At 67.3% G+C, this 17,125-nt stretch carries 16 protein-coding genes; 12 read left to right on the forward strand and 4 right to left on the reverse strand.

What is annotated here, in order from left to right; translation table 11 throughout:
* The first annotated feature begins 43 nt into the window (after positions 1–43).
* From ACOHX0_RS04055 to ACOHX0_RS04075, 5 genes are all read left to right on the forward strand, one after another.
* Positions 44–1,351: a short-chain fatty acyl-CoA regulator family protein gene (locus ACOHX0_RS04055; RefSeq protein ID WP_420675388.1), complete on the forward strand. Its 1,308-nt coding sequence runs from the start codon at positions 44–46 to the stop codon at positions 1,349–1,351.
* A gap of 93 nt (positions 1,352–1,444) precedes the next feature.
* Positions 1,445–1,825: a response regulator transcription factor gene (locus ACOHX0_RS04060; protein ID WP_420675389.1), complete on the forward strand. Its 381-nt coding sequence runs from the start codon at positions 1,445–1,447 to the stop codon at positions 1,823–1,825.
* A gap of 59 nt (positions 1,826–1,884) precedes the next feature.
* Entirely contained in the window at positions 1,885–2,403 is a 519-nt protein-coding gene (locus ACOHX0_RS04065) for a hypothetical protein (protein WP_420675390.1), read from the forward strand.
* Entirely contained in the window at positions 2,403–5,081 is a 2,679-nt protein-coding gene (locus tag ACOHX0_RS04070; protein ID WP_420675391.1) for an ATP-binding protein, read from the forward strand. Before ACOHX0_RS04065 ends, ACOHX0_RS04070 begins: the two co-directional genes overlap by 1 nt.
* A 74-nt stretch (positions 5,082–5,155) precedes the next feature.
* Positions 5,156–6,508, forward strand: coding sequence for a FliM/FliN family flagellar motor switch protein (locus tag ACOHX0_RS04075; protein WP_420675392.1), 1,353 nt, complete (start codon positions 5,156–5,158; stop codon positions 6,506–6,508).
* Between the two features lie 1,034 nt (positions 6,509–7,542).
* On the opposite strand, the gene ACOHX0_RS04080 is transcribed toward ACOHX0_RS04075, so the two are convergent.
* Positions 7,543–7,971: a protein tyrosine phosphatase family protein gene (locus ACOHX0_RS04080; RefSeq protein ID WP_420675393.1), complete on the reverse strand. Its 429-nt coding sequence runs from the start codon at positions 7,969–7,971 to the stop codon at positions 7,543–7,545.
* A gap of 79 nt (positions 7,972–8,050) precedes the next feature.
* Positions 8,051–8,914 carry an MBL fold metallo-hydrolase gene (locus ACOHX0_RS04085; protein ID WP_420675394.1) on the reverse strand — a complete coding sequence of 288 codons (864 nt, stop codon included), beginning with the start codon at positions 8,912–8,914 and terminating at the stop codon, positions 8,051–8,053.
* Between the two features lie 264 nt (positions 8,915–9,178).
* Here ACOHX0_RS04085 and ACOHX0_RS04090 point away from each other — a divergent pair, with 264 nt between their 5' ends.
* Positions 9,179–9,394: a hypothetical protein gene (locus ACOHX0_RS04090; protein ID WP_420675395.1), complete on the forward strand. Its 216-nt coding sequence runs from the start codon at positions 9,179–9,181 to the stop codon at positions 9,392–9,394.
* 140 nt (positions 9,395–9,534) lie between these two features.
* Here ACOHX0_RS04090 and ACOHX0_RS04095 read toward each other — a convergent pair whose 3' ends face one another.
* On the reverse strand, positions 9,535–9,753 hold the full coding sequence (locus tag ACOHX0_RS04095) for a hypothetical protein (RefSeq protein ID WP_420675396.1): 219 nt from the start codon (positions 9,751–9,753) through the stop codon (positions 9,535–9,537).
* 225 nt (positions 9,754–9,978) lie between these two features.
* Between ACOHX0_RS04095 and ACOHX0_RS04100 the strand changes: the two genes are divergently transcribed.
* From ACOHX0_RS04100 to preA, 5 genes are all read left to right on the forward strand, one after another.
* Positions 9,979–10,242 (forward strand): DUF2312 domain-containing protein, encoded by a 264-nt coding sequence (locus ACOHX0_RS04100; protein WP_420664257.1) that lies wholly within the window; start codon positions 9,979–9,981, stop codon positions 10,240–10,242.
* Between the two features lie 364 nt (positions 10,243–10,606).
* The gene (locus tag ACOHX0_RS04105; RefSeq protein ID WP_420675397.1) at positions 10,607–11,005 is read left to right on the forward strand and encodes a RidA family protein; all 399 of its coding nucleotides are present in this window, start codon (positions 10,607–10,609) and stop codon (positions 11,003–11,005) included.
* A gap of 83 nt (positions 11,006–11,088) precedes the next feature.
* Positions 11,089–11,730: a cupin domain-containing protein gene (locus ACOHX0_RS04110; RefSeq protein WP_420675398.1), complete on the forward strand. Its 642-nt coding sequence runs from the start codon at positions 11,089–11,091 to the stop codon at positions 11,728–11,730.
* Positions 11,731–11,896: 166 nt separating this feature from the next.
* Positions 11,897–13,291 (forward strand): NAD(P)-dependent oxidoreductase, encoded by a 1,395-nt coding sequence (locus tag ACOHX0_RS04115; protein ID WP_420675399.1) that lies wholly within the window; start codon positions 11,897–11,899, stop codon positions 13,289–13,291.
* Complete coding sequence (gene preA, locus ACOHX0_RS04120; protein WP_420675400.1) at positions 13,284–14,588, forward strand: NAD-dependent dihydropyrimidine dehydrogenase subunit PreA; 1,305 nt, start codon at positions 13,284–13,286, stop codon at positions 14,586–14,588. Before ACOHX0_RS04115 ends, preA begins: the two co-directional genes overlap by 8 nt.
* A gap of 217 nt (positions 14,589–14,805) precedes the next feature.
* Here the strand turns inward: preA and ACOHX0_RS04125 are convergent, their stop codons facing one another.
* Positions 14,806–15,420, reverse strand: a complete 615-nt coding sequence (locus tag ACOHX0_RS04125; RefSeq protein WP_420675401.1) for a TetR family transcriptional regulator C-terminal domain-containing protein — start codon at positions 15,418–15,420, stop codon at positions 14,806–14,808.
* A 280-nt stretch (positions 15,421–15,700) separates the two neighbouring features.
* Here ACOHX0_RS04125 and ACOHX0_RS04130 point away from each other — a divergent pair, with 280 nt between their 5' ends.
* Positions 15,701–16,951, forward strand: coding sequence for a Zn-dependent hydrolase (locus tag ACOHX0_RS04130; protein WP_420675402.1), 1,251 nt, complete (start codon positions 15,701–15,703; stop codon positions 16,949–16,951).
* The last annotated feature ends 174 nt before the right edge of the window (positions 16,952–17,125 follow it).

Below are 17,125 nucleotides of genomic sequence, written 5' to 3' on the forward strand. Positions count from 1 at the left end.
AGAAAGCCTTTGACGCTAAAGGGTTTTGAAGGGAGCCGCCGGCATGGTCCGCGACATCCTCACCGGCAGCCGCATCCGTGAACGCAGGCTTATCCTCGGCCTGCGGCAGGCAGAACTGGCGCGGGAGGCGGGGATCTCGCCGTCCTACCTCAACCTGATCGAGCACAACCGGCGCAGAATCGGCGGCAAGCTCTTGGTGCGGATCGCCGCGGTGCTGGGGGTGGAGCCCTCGATGCTGAGCGAGGGCGCGGAAGCCGCGCTGATCGCCACCCTGCGCGAGGCGGCAGCGGACAGCGGCACGCCGGTGGCGGAGCTGGACCGAGCCGACGAGTTCGCGGGCCGCTTTCCGGGCTGGGCCGAGGTGCTGGCTGCGAGCCACCGCCGCATCGCCTCGCTGGAGCGCACGGTGGAGACGCTCTCGGACCGGCTCACTCACGACCCGAACCTCGCGGCCTCGGTGCATGAAGTGCTGTCGACCGCGGCGGCGATCCGCTCCACCGCCTCGATCCTGGCGGAGACCGGCGAGCTGGAGCCGGAATGGCGCGACCGTTTCCACAAGAACCTCTACGAGGATTCGCGGCGCTTGGCCGAAAGCAGCCGGGAACTGGTGAATTTCCTCGACGAGGACGCCGGCAGTGCCGGGCGGCGCGGCCTGCCGCAGGAGGAGGCGGAGGCGTTCTTCCAGGACCATGGCTATCACTTCCCGGAGCTGGAGTCGGGCGGCACCACCGCGGAAGACTTGCTGCAGACCTCTCCGGCGCTGGCGAGCGAGGCCGCCCGCAGCATCGCCCGCGGCGCGCTCGCGCAGTACATGGAGGACGCGCGTGCCCTGCCGCTGGCGCCGCTGGCGGAGGCGCTGGGGGAGACCGGCATCGAGCCGGTGACGCTGGCGCGGCGGTTTGGCTGCGGCCTGCCCGCGGTGCTGCGGCGGCTCGCGGCTTTGCCGGAGGAGGTGCTGGGCAGCGAGGCGGGGCTGGTGGTCTGCGATGCCTCCGGCTCGATCCTATTCCGCAAGCCCGCCGCGGGCTTTGCGCTGCCGCGCTTTGGTGCGTCCTGCCCGCTCTGGCCGCTGTACACGGCGCTGGTGCGCCCGCATGCGCCGGTGCGGCGCAACGTGGTGCAGCAGGGGCGCAACGCCGCGGCGTTCGATTGCATGGCGGTGGCCTGGCCGCAGGAGATGCCGGAGTTCGACGCAGATCCGCTCTACCGCGCGGTAATGCTGATCCTGCCCGGCGCCCGGGACAGCGATGACGCACAGGAGCCGCAACCGGTGGGGGCCACCTGCCGGCTTTGCCCGCGGCAGGGCTGTCCGGCCCGGCGCGAGCCGTCGATCCTGACGGAAGGGTTTTGACAGCCCTGCGGCGGCGGGGCTAATCTCTTTCCCATTGAATAGGGGCGCCGGGCCCGGGCATTCGGGCAGCGGCGCGGGGAGGAAAGACTGCGGATGGGCAGGCATGTTGTTCTCGTCGAGGACGAACCGAATATTACCGAGGCGATCCGTTTCCTGCTGACCCGTGACGGCTGGACCGTGGAGGCGCATGCCGACGGCGCCACCGCGGTGGAGGTGATTGGCGGCGCGGCGCCGGATCTGGTGATTCTGGACCTGATGCTGCCGGGCAAGAGCGGGCTGGAAATCGTGCGTGAACTGCGCGCGTCGCCCGGAACCGCGGCGCTGCCGGTGCTGATGCTGACCGCGCGCGGCCAGCTGCGCGACCGTGAGATGGCCGAGAAGGCGGGGGTGACCCGGTTCATGACCAAACCGTTTTCTAACACAGAGGTGCTGACGGCGGTGCGCGACCTGCACGCCCAGGCCAGCCAGGGATGAGCGGGCACGGCTCCGGTGCCGTCCCCCCCGGCCCGGAGAGCGGACCGGAAACTGCACCGGTGCCCGTTCCAAAGACGGTGCCGGGCAGCGGCGGCCCGGGCGGGGGGATGAGCCGCGCGGCGCTGACCGAGCGGCAGACCTACCGGCGGCGGCGCCTGATGGATTTTGCCCGGCTGCTGCCGGTTCTGGGGGCGCTGCTGTTTGTGGTGCCCCTCCTGTGGCCCGATCGCGATCCGTACCCGGCGCCGGACGTGCCGTCCGGGATGCCGATGTCGGCGGCGATCACCTATGTCTTTGCGGTTTGGGCAGTGCTGATCCTGGCGGGCTTCGGCTTTGGCCTGGCGGTGAAGCGCTGGGCCGACCATTGGACGGGGGGCGGCCCTGACGTCGGTCCGGACGGCGGGCACGGAGTTTCGGGTGCAACGGGCGATGCGGCGGAGCCCGGGTTTGCGCCTAACGGCGCGCACCGTCCCCAGTATGAGCGCCGCGGCACCGTGGCAGCGGCCGTGGCGGCTGACTCGCTGCCTGAGGGGCCCGCAAGACCGGCGATGCCGGGACAGGCAGGGGCGGCAAGCTGATGGCCTCCCTCAACGTGCTGGTGCTGGTGTGCCTCGCTTATGTGGCCTTCCTGTTTTTCATTGCTTTCTGGGCCGACCGGCTGGCGCAGCGCGGGCGCAGCGCGGCCTGGATGCGCTCGCCGCTGATCTATACGCTGTCGCTGTCGATCTACTGCACCGCCTGGACTTTCTATGGCGCGGTGGGCTACGCGGCGCGCTCGGGTCTCGAGTTCGTGACCATCTACCTCGGCCCTTCGCTGGTGATGGCGGGCTGGTGGTGGGGGCTGCGCAAGCTGGTCCGGGTCGGGCGCAGCCAGCGCGTCACCTCGATCGCGGACCTTCTGTCCTCGCGCTATGGCAAGTCGAACCTGCTGGCGATCGGCGTCACCATCCTCGCGGTGATCGGCGTTACGCCCTATATCTCGCTGCAGCTGCAGTCGATCACCCTGTCATTCGCGATCTTTGCCGAGGCCGACCCGCTGCGCAGCTATGATGACACCACCACCGTGTTCTGGGTGGCGGCGGGGCTGGCGGTGTTTGCGATCCTCTTCGGCACCCGCAACCTCAACGCCAACGAGCGCCACCACGGTGTGGTGACGGCGGTGGCGCTGGAGGCGGTGGTGAAGCTGCTGGCGCTGCTCGCGGTCGGCATCTTCGTGGTCTGGGGCGTCGCGGGCGGCGCGGGCGAGACGCTGAGGCGCATCGATGCCTCCCCGATCGGCATATGGAGCGTCGATGGCGGCCGCTGGGCCACCATCACCTTCCTCGCTGCGGCGGCCTTTGTCTGCCTGCCGCGGATGTTCCAGGTGATGGTGGTGGAAAACGAGGACGAGCGCCACCTGCGCATCGCCTCCTGGGCCTTTCCGCTCTACCTCCTGCTGATTTCCATGTTCGTGGTGCCGATAGCGGCGCTGGGGCTGGAGCTGCTGCCCGCGGGCGCCAACCCCGACCTTTACGTGCTGACCCTGCCCTTGCAGCAGGGGCAGGAGGGGCTGGCGGTGCTGTCCTTCCTGGGCGGATTTTCCTCGGCCACCTCGATGGTGATCGTGGCGGCGATGGCACTGTCGACGATGGTGTCGAACCACATCGTGATGCCGGTCTGGCTGCGGCTGCAGCACCGCCGCGCCACGGTCTCGGGCGATGTGCGCGACGTGGTGCTGCTGGCGCGGCGGATCTCCATCGCGGTGATCATGGCGCTGGGGTATTTCTACTATCACCTGTCGGGCGGCGCCGCGGCGCTCGCGGCGATCGGGCTGATTTCCTTTGCCGGGGTGGCGCAGATCCTGCCGGCGCTGGTGGGCGGCCTGTTCTGGCGCGGCGCCACGCGGGCGGGGGCGCTGGCCGGGCTCACCGCGGGCTTTGCAATCTGGATGTACACGATGCTGCTGCCGGGGCTGGGCGGCGGGCTGCTGCCGGACCACGTGCTGGCGGAGGGTCTGTTCGGTCTCGCCTGGCTGCGGCCGCAGGCGCTCTTCGGCATCGAGGGGCTGGACCCCACCGTGCATGCGGTGATGTGGTCGATGAGCCTCAATGCCGCCGCCTTCTGCCTGGTGTCGCTGATGAGCTTCCCGAGCCCCCTGGAGCGCTTGCAGGCGGCGCAGTTCGTGAATGTCTTCGACCATTCCGCAGGCCCGCGCGGCTGGACCGGCTCGGTCGCGCAATCGGAAGATCTGATGATCATGTCGCAGCGTATCCTGGGTGCCAGCGAGGCGCAGGCCTTCTTTGCGCGCGAGCGCGTGCGCCAGGGCGGCCGCGGCGCGCTGCCGGAGCCGACACCGGCCTTCCTGGAGCGGCTGGAGCGCGAACTGGGCGGTTCCATCGGCGCCGCCGCCGCCCACGCGATGATTGGCCAGATCGTCGGCGGCTCCTCGGTTTCGGTGCAGGATCTTCTGGCGGTGGCGGATGAGACGGCGCAGATGCTGGAATATTCCAGCCGCCTTGAGGCGCAATCGGCCGAACTGGCGCGCACCGCACGCAAGCTGAGGGAAACAAACGAGAAACTGACCCAGCTGTCGCAGCAGAAGGACGCCTTCCTCAGCCAGGTGAGCCACGAGCTGCGCACCCCGATGACCTCGATCCGGGCGTTTTCCGAGATCCTGCGCGACGGCGAGGGCCTGAGCGGCTCTGACCAGCGCCACTACGCGGGCATCATCCACGACGAGGCACTGCGGCTGACCCGGCTCTTGAACGACCTGCTCGACCTCAGCGTGCTGGAAAACGGCCAGGTCAGCCTGAACATGAGTGCCGGCACATTGGGCGAGGTGCTGGACCATGCGGTTTCTGCCGCGCTGGCGGGATCGGCGCGGCTGCTCACCGTGCGCCGCAGTGCCGCGGCCGACGGGATGCGCGTTTCCTCCGATCTGGACCGGCTGGCGCAGGTCTTCATCAACCTGATCGCCAATGCGCAGAAATACTGCGATGCCGAAGCCCCCGAGCTGACCATTTCCGCCGCGGTGCGGCAGGGGCGGCTGGAGGTGGATTTCACCGACAACGGCAGCGGTGTGCCGCCCGCCTATCAGCAGATGATTTTTGAGAAATTCTCCCGTGTGAGCCCGGAGCGCGCGGGCGGTGCAGGCCTGGGGCTGGCGATTTGCCGCGAGGTGATGCAGCGGCTTGGCGGCGCGATCACTTATCTGCCCGGGCGCAATGGCGGGGCGTTCCGGGTTTCCATACCCGCAGCAGGCGAAAAGGCTGCCTGAGACTAAGGGGTTGTTAACCTCCTTCCGGCTAAAAACAGGGAAACGGGGCGCGCAAGGTGCAGGTTAAGGGACCTATGTCGGAAACAGGATCAGCAGCGGCGGGCAACAGCGGTCAAAGCGTGCTCGCCCGCAAGCTTTCAGCGGCAAAGGACGGTATCGGGGCGGCCTCCAGCTCGCTGACGCTGAAGGCGCTGCGCCGCTCGGTTGCGCGCGCGGCCATCGACCTCTGCGAGCTGCCGGTAGTGGTGCTGGCGGCGCGCCAGGCCAACCGGATGCCGGAGGATCTGGCGGAACATCTGTCCGACAAGGACCTCCTGGTGGTGCTGGACGGTCCCGCCGGGCGCATTGGCGCCGCAACGATGGATGCGCCGACCGTGACGGCGCTGATTCAGAAGCAGACCATCGGCCAGGTCATGGGCAAGGCACCGGCCGAGCGCCATTACACCCCCACCGATGCCGCGATGACGGCCGAGTTTCTGGAGAAGCTCTTTGCCAAGGCGGTGGCGATGCTTGAGGGGCAATCGGACGAGGCGATTTTCTCCGGCTACAGCTTTGGCGCTCAGGTGGAGGATGTGCGCACCCTGGTGCTCGGGCTGGAAGCCGAGGATTACCGGGTGATCGAGATGAACCTCGACCTCGCCAACGGCGCCATGCAAGGGCAGATGAAGCTGATCCTGCCGGAGCCGACCCCGGATGATCTGCAGGACGGCGCCAATGGTTCCGGCACCGGGCCCTCGCTGGGCCGCAACCTCGGCTCGATGCGGGCGGAACTGTCGGCGGTGCTGTGCAAGATGCGGGTGCCGCTCAGCACCTTTACGGGGCTGAAGACCGGCGACGTGCTGCCGCTGGACCAGGCATATCTGTATGAGACCGATCTGCTGACTATCGGCGGCCAGCCAGTGGCGCAGGGGCGGCTCGGGCAGATGAACGGCGCGCGCGCGATCCGGCTGAACCAGACCCGCACCCGCCTGGTGGCGGAGACCGAGGACGCGGGCCAGACCTTTTCCGAAGCGGGCAGCGGCGGCGCCCTGGAGCTGGCCCCCGCGGAGGCGCCAGCGCTGGACCTCGGTATCGCGGCACAGGGGCTGCAGGATGCAGGCGACGACGGCGGCTTCCCGGCACTCGGCGGCGGCGGAGACCTGGGCGGCGATCTGGGCGGCGGCCTCGATGATCTAGCCGGAGAACTGGGTGACATAGGCAGTGGTATGGGTGGCGATCTGGGCAGCGGCCCGGAAGGCGGCCTGCCTGCGCTGCCGGGCGGCGACGGCGATGGCGGCATGGCGCCGATGGAATTTGCAGGTCTTGGCAGCGATTCGGCGCTGGCCCTCGACGGCTTCGGCGGCGGGCTGGATTCGATGGACCCGGGCGATGCTGCGGCGGAAATCTCCCAGCTTGCCGGCCTCGACGGGCCGGGAGGCGGCGGCTAACCGCCAAAATGGGACGGTGCAGCAAGCGCCCGGCCGGGTTTCAGGTTCCGGGCCTGGCCGCTTCAGCCGCGCACCCTGCGGCGCCAAGGCGGGCCGGGGCGCAGCGGCAGGCCGCCGGAACACGTGCGGAGGCGCCGCGTTCAGCTGACCCCGCGCCGCAGTTTCTGAAGTTCCAAACGGCCCGTTACTGCCCGGGCGGCAGGACTTCCGGGGTAGCCAGTTCCGCCGGACCGCTGTGATCTTCGCGGGGCGTTCGTCACGCAGTGCACCCCGAAAAACCACTTTCCGGCCGGTGCGGCTGATAACTGCGCAACGCTCTGAATCGCAACAGGTTCACACCCGGCTGGCACTTGCAGCCCGACCCGGCACCCGCTGGGTGCCGCCATCCGCTGATTTCCGGCGCGGCCGGCGGCAGACGGCGCGGACGCGGCTTTTACTCGCAGCGGAAAGGATTTCCGAAACCGGGCGCAGGCCGCCGGGCCGGCAGCCTGCGGCGGCGGCCTTGGCCTGGACTTCGTCAGTTTCCTTCTCGCGGCTTTTCCCGGCGCCCGGACCACCGGAGACGGCGAGCCGGAGACGCAATAGGCCTGCGCAAGGCCTTCGCTCGTCTCGTAAAACGCGCGCCGCCGCGACAGAATGCGTGGTGTCACTGGCTGGCGGCTGCGCGGCATCACTCTGACGTTTGCGCCTGAGCGGGCGGGTGCCGTCATCCGGGCATCCGGACGCGGCTGGCCGGGGAGATGGCGCGGACGCGGCTTTTGCCCGCGGCGGCGGCCTTGGCCGTCAATTCGTCAATCTCCATCTCACGCGCATTATCCCGCGCTCAGGCCACCGTTCAGCGTGTGCCGCTGGGGCGCGGCAGGCCGGCACCGGGCCTTCGCCGGCCCCGTGGAGCGCGCGCCGCCGGAATGCGATCCGCGATGCCGCGGTCTGGCGGCTGTGCGGCATCACTCTGACGTTTGCGCCTGAGCGGGCGGGTGCCGTCATCCGGGCAGCCGGGCGCGGCTGGCCGGGGAGAGTGCGCGGGTCCGGCCTCAACCTGCGGCGGAGAGGCTCTCCAGGGCCGGGCGCAGACCATCGAGCTGGTAGCCCGCGGCGGCGGTCTTGGCCAGGATCTCGTCAGTTTCCATCTCGCGCGCTTGACCCAGCGCCCAGACGACCGAAGACCGTGTGCCGGAGGCGCAATAGGCCAGCACCGGGCCCTCGCTGGCCTCGGCGAGCGCGCGCTGGCGGGCGACATTGTCTGGCGTCATGGTCTGGTGGGTGAGCGGCAGCACCTCGAAGTGCAGGCCCGCAGCCTCGGCCGCGGCGCGGATCGCCTCGGCCTGATGGCTGGGCGGCACCTCCTCGTCGGGGCGGTTGCAGATCACCGTCGTATAGCCTGCGGCGGCGATGGCGGGCAGGTCCTCGGCCGAAATCTGCGGCGAGACCGAATAGCGGGGGGTGAGTACGCGTGCATCCATAAAAGCGCTCCTTACGCCTTTGCCGTGCGCCGGTCCAGTGGCCGCGGCTGCGGCATGAAGGCCGAGCGGGCGGCAGGGCTCACAGCTTGTTTACCGGGATCTTGAGGAAGACATCGCCCTGGGCGTCCGGCTCCGGCATCCGGCCTGCGCGCATGTTGACCTGCAGCGAGGGAAGGATCAGCTTCGGCATCCCCAGCGTCGCATCGCGGGCGTCGCGCATGGCGGTAAACTCCGCCTCGCTGCGGCCCTGGCCAATATGGATGTTGCGGGCGCGTTCCTCCGCCACCGTGGTTTCCCAGGCGTATTCATCGCGCCCCGGCGCCTTGTAGTCGTGGCCGACGAAGATGCGGGTTTCATCGGGCAGCGCCAGGATCTTCTGAATCGACTGGTAGAGCAGGCCCGAAGAACCGCCAGGGAAATCGCAGCGCGCAGTGCCGAAATCGGGCATGAACAGGGTATCGCCCACAAAGGCCGCATCGCCGATCACATAGGTCATGCAAGCCGGGGTATGGCCCGGCGTATGCAGCACGTCTCCGCGCATCTGGCCGATCATGAAGGTGTCGCCCTCAACAAACAGCCGGTCGAACTGGCTGCCGTCGCGCTCGAACTCGGTGCCCTCGTTGAAGACCTTGCCGAAAGTGTCCTGCACCACGGTGATATTGGCACCGATGCCGATTTGCCCGCCGAGCCGCTCCTGCAGGTAGGGTGCGGCCGAGAGGTGGTCGGCGTGGACGTGGCTTTCCAGAATCCACTCCGTGCGCAGGCCCCCGGCTTCGATCCAATCGGCGATTCGGCTGGCGGAAGCCGTGCTGGTGCGGCCCGCGGCCTGGTCGAAATCAAGCACCGAGTCGATGATCGCGCAGGCGGAGCCCTCCGGCTCGCGCACCACGTAGGACACGGTATTAGTGGCTTCATCGAAAAAGGCTTGGACAACGGGGGTCATGGCGGGCTCTCTCTGTGGCTGGCAGATCGTATATCGGGAACGGAATATGTTGCAAGATAGCCGGTGCAGGCTGGCAGCGGGCTGATCTGTGTCAAGGCGGCAGCCGGCGGTAATATTAGGATGAAGGCGGCGGAATTCTGCTGAAGCAGCGGGCAAACGCTTCGATTTTACGCGCATCTGCGGCGGCGGCGCTGGTATTTGCGGCTTTTTTGTAGTGCTGTCACAGTTGCGCGTTAAGGTATCAGTACCAAGGGAGGGTTGGATATGACGAAAGACGAACTTCTGCTTGCGGCCGAGAAGCTGGAAGCCAGAATCCTCAACGAATCCGGACCAGCGCGGCTGGCCATGCGGCCGGAGTTTGCCCGCGTGGTGAGCCGGATGCGCGGCAGCGGGCTGCGGGTTCCGGGCCGGTTCCGGCGGCTGGAAACCGTGCTGTGCGAGGAAGCGGCCGAAGAGATGTTCGACAACATGCCGGTCTGACCGGCCGGTTCACTGGCCTGATGGGCCATTCTGCCGCCCGGGCCCGGCGCCGGGGCGGCATCCCGCGGCAGCGAAGCCGCGCCTCAAGGTTTCTAGCAGGATTACTTCGCGCGTCCGGCGGGCGTCCAGCAGCGGCTGGCTCAGCCCAGCAGAACGCCGGTCACCACCAGCATCATCCCCAGCACCGACAGCAGCAGCGCGCCCAGATTATAGGGCAGCACCGATTGCACCACGGCGCGCAGGTCCTCGTCGCCGAGCTTCTGGCGGCGCGCGCGCGCAACCCGGGCAATGCACCAGATCAGGCCAAACAGGCCAATGGCGGAGAGGCCGGCGCCGGCCCAGACAATCAGATCGTACATCGCTTTGCTTTCTGCCTGAGAAACTGCGCTTGCGGGTAGCCGATTGCGCCTGTGCGCGCAAGCGTGCCGCCCCCGGGATGCAGCTGCGCCACGAGGGAGGCGGACGGGGCGGCGGAAATCGCCCGGCCGCGGCGGCAACCTGCTTTCCCCGCTTGCGGCGGGGCGGGCAGGGCGGTATCCCCTTGCTCCGACAGCACTACACAGCATTTGCCGACGGAGCCCGAGATGGATTTCACCGAAGACGAGAAGAGCGACAACTACCGCGTCACCGCAGGCGAGCTGCGCCAGTTCATCGAGCGCTTCGAGCGGCTGGACGAGGAAAAGAAGACCATCGCCGAGCAGCAGAAAGAGGTGATGGCCGAGGCCAAGGCGCGCGGCTACGACACCAAGGTGATCCGCAAGCTTATCGCGCTCCGCAAGCGCGATAAGGACGACATCGCCGAGGAAGAAGCGGTGCTGGAGATGTACAAGGAAGCGCTGGGGATGTGACCTGCGTCCTTTCATGACGATACGGACCGCCGCGCAGGCCGCAAGGCTTGCGCGGTTTTTCTTTGCCCGCTTGTGCGTGTTCCAAGGGCAGAACAAGGGCGGCAGGCCGCTGCGCACCGCCGGCGCGCGCCCACGCGGCGGCGATGTGGTGAGGCCGGGCGCTCTCTCGGGAGCGAGCGCGGGCTCGGCGAATGCAAAATGCCAGTTACATCCCTTTGGACCGTCTCCGCGCGCGCCGTCGAGGCACGGCTATCCGCGCGGGGCCGGGGGTAATAAGTTTCAAGTATCGAAGTTTTAAGCTTGAAATATATCCGGCGCTGCCCGATATTGGGCCGCGCAGACAGGCAACCAGAGGAGAGCGCCCATGCCGGCCATCAACGTGCATCCCGAAGGATGGAAGCCAGCCAAGGGCTATGCCAACGGTATGGTGGCGGAGGGCAGGCTGTTGTTTGTCGGCGGCCAGATCGGCTGGACCGCGGATCAGGTGTTCGAGGCAAAGGACTTCATCGGCCAGATGAGCCAGGCGCTGCGCAACATCCTCGACGTGGTGGAGGCCGCGGGCGGCTCTGCCGAGGATATCACCCGGCTGACTTGGTATGTGACTGACAAGGCCGAATACCTCGCACATCAGGCGGAGGTCGGCAAAGCCTACCGCGGCGTGATGGGCTACCACTTCCCGGCAATGACCATGGTTGTGGTTTCTGCCCTGGTGGAGGATGAGGCCAAGGTCGAAATCGAAGCCACCGCAGTGCTGCCGGGCTGAGCGCCGCAAGCACGGTTTCGTGAACTCCCTTCCCGGAACCTCCGCGCGTGGCCACATTGCCTGCGGACCAAGGGAGGAGAGCTATGCGGATCAACGCCGATTTCAGCAAGCGCGCTGCGGTGCATTTCAATGACACGCCTTGGGTGCCGAGTCCGGCGCCGGGGGTGGAACGCAAGATGCTGGACCGCATCGGCGGGGAAGTTGCCCGCGCCACCACCATCGTGCGCTTTGCGCCGGGCTCCGCCTTTGACCCGCATGTGCACGACGGCGGCGAGGAATTCCTGGTTCTGGAAGGCGTCTTCCAGGACGAGCACGGTGATTTCCCGGCCGGCTCCTACGTGCGCAACCCGCCCACGAGCTCCCACACCCCGGCCGCGGCGAAAGGGGCGGTGATCCTGGTGAAGCTGCACCAGTTCGACGCCGGGGACCGCCGGGACGTGAAGATCCGCGCGCAGGGCGCCGCGGCCGATCAGGAGCTGTTCCGCGATGCGGTGGAGACCGTGCGCCTGCAGTCCTGGGCGCCGGAGCAGGAAGTCGGCATTGACCTGCCGGACGGCGGCGAGGTCTTCGTGATCGAGGGCAGCTTCCGCGAAGCTGGCGAGGAGTTTGCCCGCTGGGACTGGCTGCGGCTGCCGCCGGGTGCGCGGCTTGAGGCCACGGCAGGGCCTGGGGGCGCGAAGGTCTGGATAAAGACAGGCCATCTCGCGCATGTGATGAAATCTTAGGCATCGAGATTTTCTGACAATTTCAAAGGTTTGCAGGCCGCTCCTCATTGGAGCGGCCTTTTTTTGCCAAAGTGGAAAATTTTACCAGTTGATAAAAAAAGAAACTGTGGCACTCTGATTCCCAAGAACAGCCAAAAAACAGAATGACCAACCAGGGAGACACCCAATGGCGACCAGCCATCAGGCATCCGGCATTCAGGCGGCGCGTTTGGACGCTGCCGAGATCGCAGAGAATTTCGGGGATCTGCATCCTGCGTTCGATGCGCATGAGGCGGCCGTGGCGGCGGACCGCTGCTATTTCTGCTTCGACGCGCCCTGCATGACCGCCTGTCCCACCGCGATCGACATTCCGCAGTTCATTCGCGAGATCCAGGGCGGCCACCCGGAATCGGCGGCCCGGACGATTTTCGAGCAGAACATCCTTGGCGGCATGTGCGCCCGGGTCTGCCCGACCGAGACGCTCTGCGAGGAAGCCTGCGTGCGCGAGGCGGCGGAGGGCAAGCCGGTGGAGATCGGCCGGCTGCAGCGCTATGCCACCGACACGCTGATGGCGAAGGGCGAGCATCCCTTCACCCGCGCGGCCCCCACCGGCAAGAAGATCGCCGTGGCGGGTGCGGGGCCTGCGGGCCTGGCGGCGGCGCACCGGCTGGCGATGCTGGGCCACGAGGTGGTGATCTATGAGGCGCGCCCCAAACCCGGCGGGCTGAACGAATATGGCATCGCGGCCTACAAGTCGACCAATGACTTCGCGCAGGCCGAGGTCGATTGGCTTCTGAAGATCGGCGGGATTACAATTGAATACGGCAAGAAGCTGGGCGAGGGGCTGAGCCTCGATGCGCTGAAGGCCGAGTATGACGCGGTGTTCCTGTCGATCGGCCTTGGCGGCGTCAACGCGCTGCGGGCACCGGGCGAGGACAAGGACGGCGTGCGCGATGCAGTGGATTTCATTGCCGAGCTGCGCCAGGCCGAAGACCTGAAGACGCTGCCGGTGGGCCGCGACGTGGTGGTGATCGGCGGCGGCATGACCGCGGTGGATGCCGCGGTGCAGTCCAAGCTCCTGGGCGCGGAAAACGTCACCATCGCCTACCGCCGCGGCCGCGAGGCGATGGGCGCGAGCCGGTTCGAGCAGGACCTGGCGGCCTCCAAGGGTGTGAAGCTGATGTTCAACGTCATGCCCAAGGCCGTGCATGGCAATGGCGCGGCGGCGGAGATCGAGCTGGAATATACCGAGATCGCGGACGGCCGGGTGCAGGGCACCGGCGAGACCGTGCGGCTGAAGGCCGACCAGGTGTTCAAGGCAATCGGCCAGACGCTGGAAGGCCAGCCCGAGGCATTGGCGCTCGAGGGCGGCAAGATCAAGGTCGATGCAACCGGGCGCACTTCGGTCGAGGGCGTCTGGGCCGGAGGGGACTGTGCAAGCGGCGGCGAGGACCTCACCGTGACCGCCGTGGCCGAGGGCCGCGACGCGGCGATGGACATTCATTCCAGCCTGATGGGCCGAGCCAGCGAGGCGCGGGTGACCGCGCTGGGCGAGCTTGAAGAGGAGAGATCAAATGGCTGATCTGACAACAGAATTCCTGGGTATCAAATCCCCGAACCCGTTCTGGCTGGCCTCTGCGCCGCCGACCGACAAGGAATACAACGTCCGCCGCGCCTTTGAGGCCGGCTGGGGCGGCGTGGTCTGGAAGACGCTGGGCGCCGAAGGCCCGCCGGTGGTCAATGTGAACGGCCCCCGCTACGGCGCGATCTGGGGCGCGGACCGGCGGCTTCTGGGGCTCAACAACATTGAGCTGATCACCGACCGCTCGCTGGAGGTCAACCTGGAGGAAATCACCCGCGTCAAGAAGGACTACCCGGACCGGGCAGTCATCGTCTCGATCATGGTGCCTTGCGAGGAGGAGGCCTGGAAGGCGATCCTGCCCAAGGTGGAGGCCACCGGCGCCGACGGGATCGAACTGAACTTCGGCTGCCCGCATGGCATGGCCGAGCGCGGCATGGGCTCCGCCGTGGGGCAGGTGCCGGAATACATTCAGATGGTCACCGAGTGGTGCAAGAAATACTACTCCAAGCCGGTGATCGTGAAGCTGACCCCGAACATCACCGACATTCGCCATCCGGCGCGCGCGGCCAAGGCGGGCGGCGCCGACGCGGTGAGCCTGATCAACACCATCAACTCGATCACCTCGGTGGATCTGGACCAGATGGCGCCGGAGCCGACCATTGGCGGCAAGGGCACCCATGGCGGCTACTGCGGCCCGGCGGTGAAGCCGATCGCGCTCAACATGGTGGCCGAAATCGCCCGTTGCCCGCAGACCCGCGGCCTGCCGATCTCGGCCATCGGCGGGATCACCACCTGGAGGGACGCGGCCGAGTTCATCGCCATGGGGGCCGGCAACGTGCAGGTCTGCACCGCGGCGATGACTTATGGCTTCAAGGTCGTGCAGGAGATGATCTCCGGCCTGTCGGAGTGGATGGACGAGAAGGGCCACGCCTCCATTCAGGACTTCATGGGCATGGCGGTGCCGAATGTGACCGACTGGCAGTATCTCGACCTCAACTACGTGACCAAGGCGCGGATCAGCCAGGAGGACTGCATCAAATGCGGCCGCTGCTATGCCGCCTGCGAGGACACCTCGCACCAGGCCATCGCGATGAGCGAGGACCGGGTGTTCACGGTAAAGGACGACGAATGCGTGGCCTGCAACCTCTGCGTCAACGTCTGCCCGGTGGAGGGCTGCATCACAATGGTGGAACTGCCCGCGGGCCAGATCGACGAGCGCACGGGCGAGGTCGTCTCGGGCGAATATGCGAACTGGACCACGCATCCGAACAACCCGTCCGCGGCTGCGGCGGAGTGAGCAGAATGCGCGCCCCTTGGGCGCGCATGCCTCCGGCGGGAGTATTTTGGGCAAGATGACAGAGCGGGCGGCCCTTCGGGGCCGGTTTGTTTTTTTGACAGGCGGTGGTTTGGTGTGTTCGCGCCATTCGTGGCCGAGGTGCTGCCAGAGCGCGGACCAAGGCCGCAAGACCGCCGCGCGCGCCGGAGATGCGCGGCTAACCGCGTGTGCGGGGGCGTCAGTTCTTGGGAGTCAGCAGGCGCCGGTAGAGGGTTTCGAGATACTGCGGCGCGGCGTCGTACGGGTCTTCCGGGTCCATCAGGGTGCGCACCTGGGCGTCGAAGTCGGCGTAGTGCTGGGTGAGCGACCAAATCGAGAACAAGAGGTGTTTGGGGTGGGTCGTGTTGATCCGGCCGGCATCCATCCAGCCCTGGAACAGCGCCGCCTTTTCCTCCACCAGAACGGCAAGCTCGCCCGCGATTACATCATGCAGCCGCGGCGCGCCCTGCACGATTTCATTGGCGTAGAGCCGGCTTTCGCGCGGGTAGTCGCGGCTCATCTGAAGCTTGCGCTGGACGTAGGCGAGGATCTCCTCCAGCGGCTCGCCCTCCGGGTCGATGGCGCGCAGGGGGTCGAGCCAGGTGTCCAGCAGCCCCGCCATCAGCGCGTTGAACATCGCCTCCTTGGAGGGGAAATAATAGAGCAGGTTCGGCTTGCTGAGCCCGGCGGCGCCGGCGATCTGGTCCACGGTGGCGCCGCGGAAGCCGTGGGTGGAGAAGACATCCAGCGCGGCCTCGAGGATAGCGGCGCGGTTCTTTCTCTGGATCCGGGTCGGTGCGCGCGTGGCAGGCATGGGCAGGCGGTCCGTTCTGCGCCCGGGGGCTGGGCAGGTGGCGCGAAAATGGCCAGTTGCAGCCGGCTGCTTCGCTTTTTTCACAGGGTATGCGGCAAATTCTTGACTGATGCCTTCCCCGTGTTAGCGTGAGTTTGACCAGTTGGTCAAATCGAAGCTGTGCGGCCGGGAGTGCCAGGGGCGCGCAGGGTTCGGAGGGCCAGCTCTTCAAAGCCACCTAACACGGCGCCAAGCCGGGGCAAGCCTGCATCAGACGGGCGCACAGGGAAGGAAGCTCTTGATGACGTCGCTTGGACAGAACCTGACAATCAACGCGGACAGGCTGTGGGACAGCCTGATGGAGATGGCGCAGATCGGCCCAGGGGTCGCGGGCGGCAACAACCGCCAGACGCTGACGGATGCGGACGGCGAGGGCCGCGCCTTGTTTCAGAAATGGTGCGAGGATGCGGGCTGCAGCATGGGGCTCGACCAGATGGGCAACATGTTCGCGCGGCGTGAGGGCGGGGATCCGGACGCGCTGCCGGTCTATGTGGGCTCGCACCTGGACACGCAGCCCACCGGCGGCAAGTACGACGGCGTGCTGGGGGTGCTGGGCGGGCTGGAGCTGATCCGCACGCTCAACGACATGAACATCAGGACAAAGCACCCGATCGTGGTGACCAACTTCACCAATGAGGAGGGCACGCGGTTTGCGCCGGCGATGCTGTCCTCGGGGGTGTTTGCGGGCATTCACACGCAGGATTGGGCCTATGCGCGCGAGGATGCCGGTGGCAAGACCTTCGGGGCCGAGCTGGAGCGCATCGGCTGGCGCGGCGAGGAAGAGGTTGGCGCGCGCAAGATGCATGCTTTCTTCGAGCTGCACATCGAGCAGGGTCCCATTCTGGAAGCCGAGGGCAAGGACATCGGCGTGGTGACCCATGGCCAGGGGCTGAGCTGGACCGAGGTGACCATTGCCGGCAAGGACGCCCACACCGGCTCCACTCCGATGCCGATGCGCCGCAATGCGGGGCTGGCGATGGCGCGGGTGCTGGAGGCGGTGGACGAGATTGCCTGGTCCCGCGCGCCGCATGCGGTGGGGGCGGCGGGGCATATCGATGTCTACCCGAACTCGCGCAACGTGATCCCCGGCAAGGTGGTCTTCACCGTCGATTTCCGCAGCCCCGAGCTGGAGGTGATCACCGATATGGAAAACCGCCTGCGCCAGAAGGGCGGGGAGATCGCCGAGGCGATGGGGGTGGACATCGCCTTTGAGAAGGTGGGCGGATTCGATCCGGTGAAATTCGACGAGGCTTGTGTGCAGGCTGTGCGCAGCGCGGCGGAGCGGCTGGGGTATTCGCACCTCGATATCATCTCAGGCGCCGGGCATGATGCCTGCTGGATCAACAGGGTGGCGCCCACTGCGATGGTGATGTGCCCGTGTGTTGATGGCTTGAGCCACAACGAGGCCGAGGAGATCAGCAAGGAATGGGCCGAGGCGGGCGCCAACGTGCTGTTGCATGCGGTGGTCGAGACGGCGGAGATCCTCACCTGAGCCGGAGTCAGGCCACCGGGACCGGGTTTATAAGTGTGGGTCGCCCCTCGGGCCTCCGGCGAATCCGGGGGCCGGCCCCCGGGCCCCCGGGGTATTTGCGGTCAGAAAGTGGCGGCGGGCCGGGGGCAGGAGGATGCGGCGGCTGCCGGGGAACAAGCGGAGGCGTACCCATAC

This window comes from Cribrihabitans pelagius (assembly GCF_048820915.1).
Lineage (GTDB): Bacteria > Pseudomonadota > Alphaproteobacteria > Rhodobacterales > Rhodobacteraceae > Cribrihabitans_A > Cribrihabitans_A pelagius.

Bases quoted from the DNA above. Each gene is read 5' to 3' on its own strand.
- ACOHX0_RS04055 (WP_420675388.1), top strand. From the start codon at position 44: ATGGTCCGCGACATCCTCACCGGCAGCCGCATCCGTGAACGCAGGCTT.
- ACOHX0_RS04060 (WP_420675389.1), top strand. From the start codon at position 1,445: ATGGGCAGGCATGTTGTTCTCGTCGAGGACGAACCGAATATTACCGAG.
- ACOHX0_RS04070 (WP_420675391.1), top strand. From the start codon at position 2,403: ATGGCCTCCCTCAACGTGCTGGTGCTGGTGTGCCTCGCTTATGTGGCC.
- ACOHX0_RS04075 (WP_420675392.1), top strand. From the start codon at position 5,156: ATGTCGGAAACAGGATCAGCAGCGGCGGGCAACAGCGGTCAAAGCGTG.
- ACOHX0_RS04080 (WP_420675393.1), bottom strand. From the start codon at position 7,971: ATGGATGCACGCGTACTCACCCCCCGCTATTCGGTCTCGCCGCAGATT.
- ACOHX0_RS04085 (WP_420675394.1), bottom strand. From the start codon at position 8,914: ATGACCCCCGTTGTCCAAGCCTTTTTCGATGAAGCCACTAATACCGTG.
- ACOHX0_RS04090 (WP_420675395.1), top strand. From the start codon at position 9,179: ATGACGAAAGACGAACTTCTGCTTGCGGCCGAGAAGCTGGAAGCCAGA.
- ACOHX0_RS04095 (WP_420675396.1), bottom strand. From the start codon at position 9,753: ATGTACGATCTGATTGTCTGGGCCGGCGCCGGCCTCTCCGCCATTGGC.
- ACOHX0_RS04100 (WP_420664257.1), top strand. From the start codon at position 9,979: ATGGATTTCACCGAAGACGAGAAGAGCGACAACTACCGCGTCACCGCA.
- ACOHX0_RS04105 (WP_420675397.1), top strand. From the start codon at position 10,607: ATGCCGGCCATCAACGTGCATCCCGAAGGATGGAAGCCAGCCAAGGGC.
- ACOHX0_RS04110 (WP_420675398.1), top strand. From the start codon at position 11,089: ATGCGGATCAACGCCGATTTCAGCAAGCGCGCTGCGGTGCATTTCAAT.
- ACOHX0_RS04115 (WP_420675399.1), top strand. From the start codon at position 11,897: ATGGCGACCAGCCATCAGGCATCCGGCATTCAGGCGGCGCGTTTGGAC.
- preA (WP_420675400.1), top strand. From the start codon at position 13,284: ATGGCTGATCTGACAACAGAATTCCTGGGTATCAAATCCCCGAACCCG.
- ACOHX0_RS04125 (WP_420675401.1), bottom strand. From the start codon at position 15,420: ATGCCTGCCACGCGCGCACCGACCCGGATCCAGAGAAAGAACCGCGCC.
- ACOHX0_RS04130 (WP_420675402.1), top strand. From the start codon at position 15,701: ATGACGTCGCTTGGACAGAACCTGACAATCAACGCGGACAGGCTGTGG.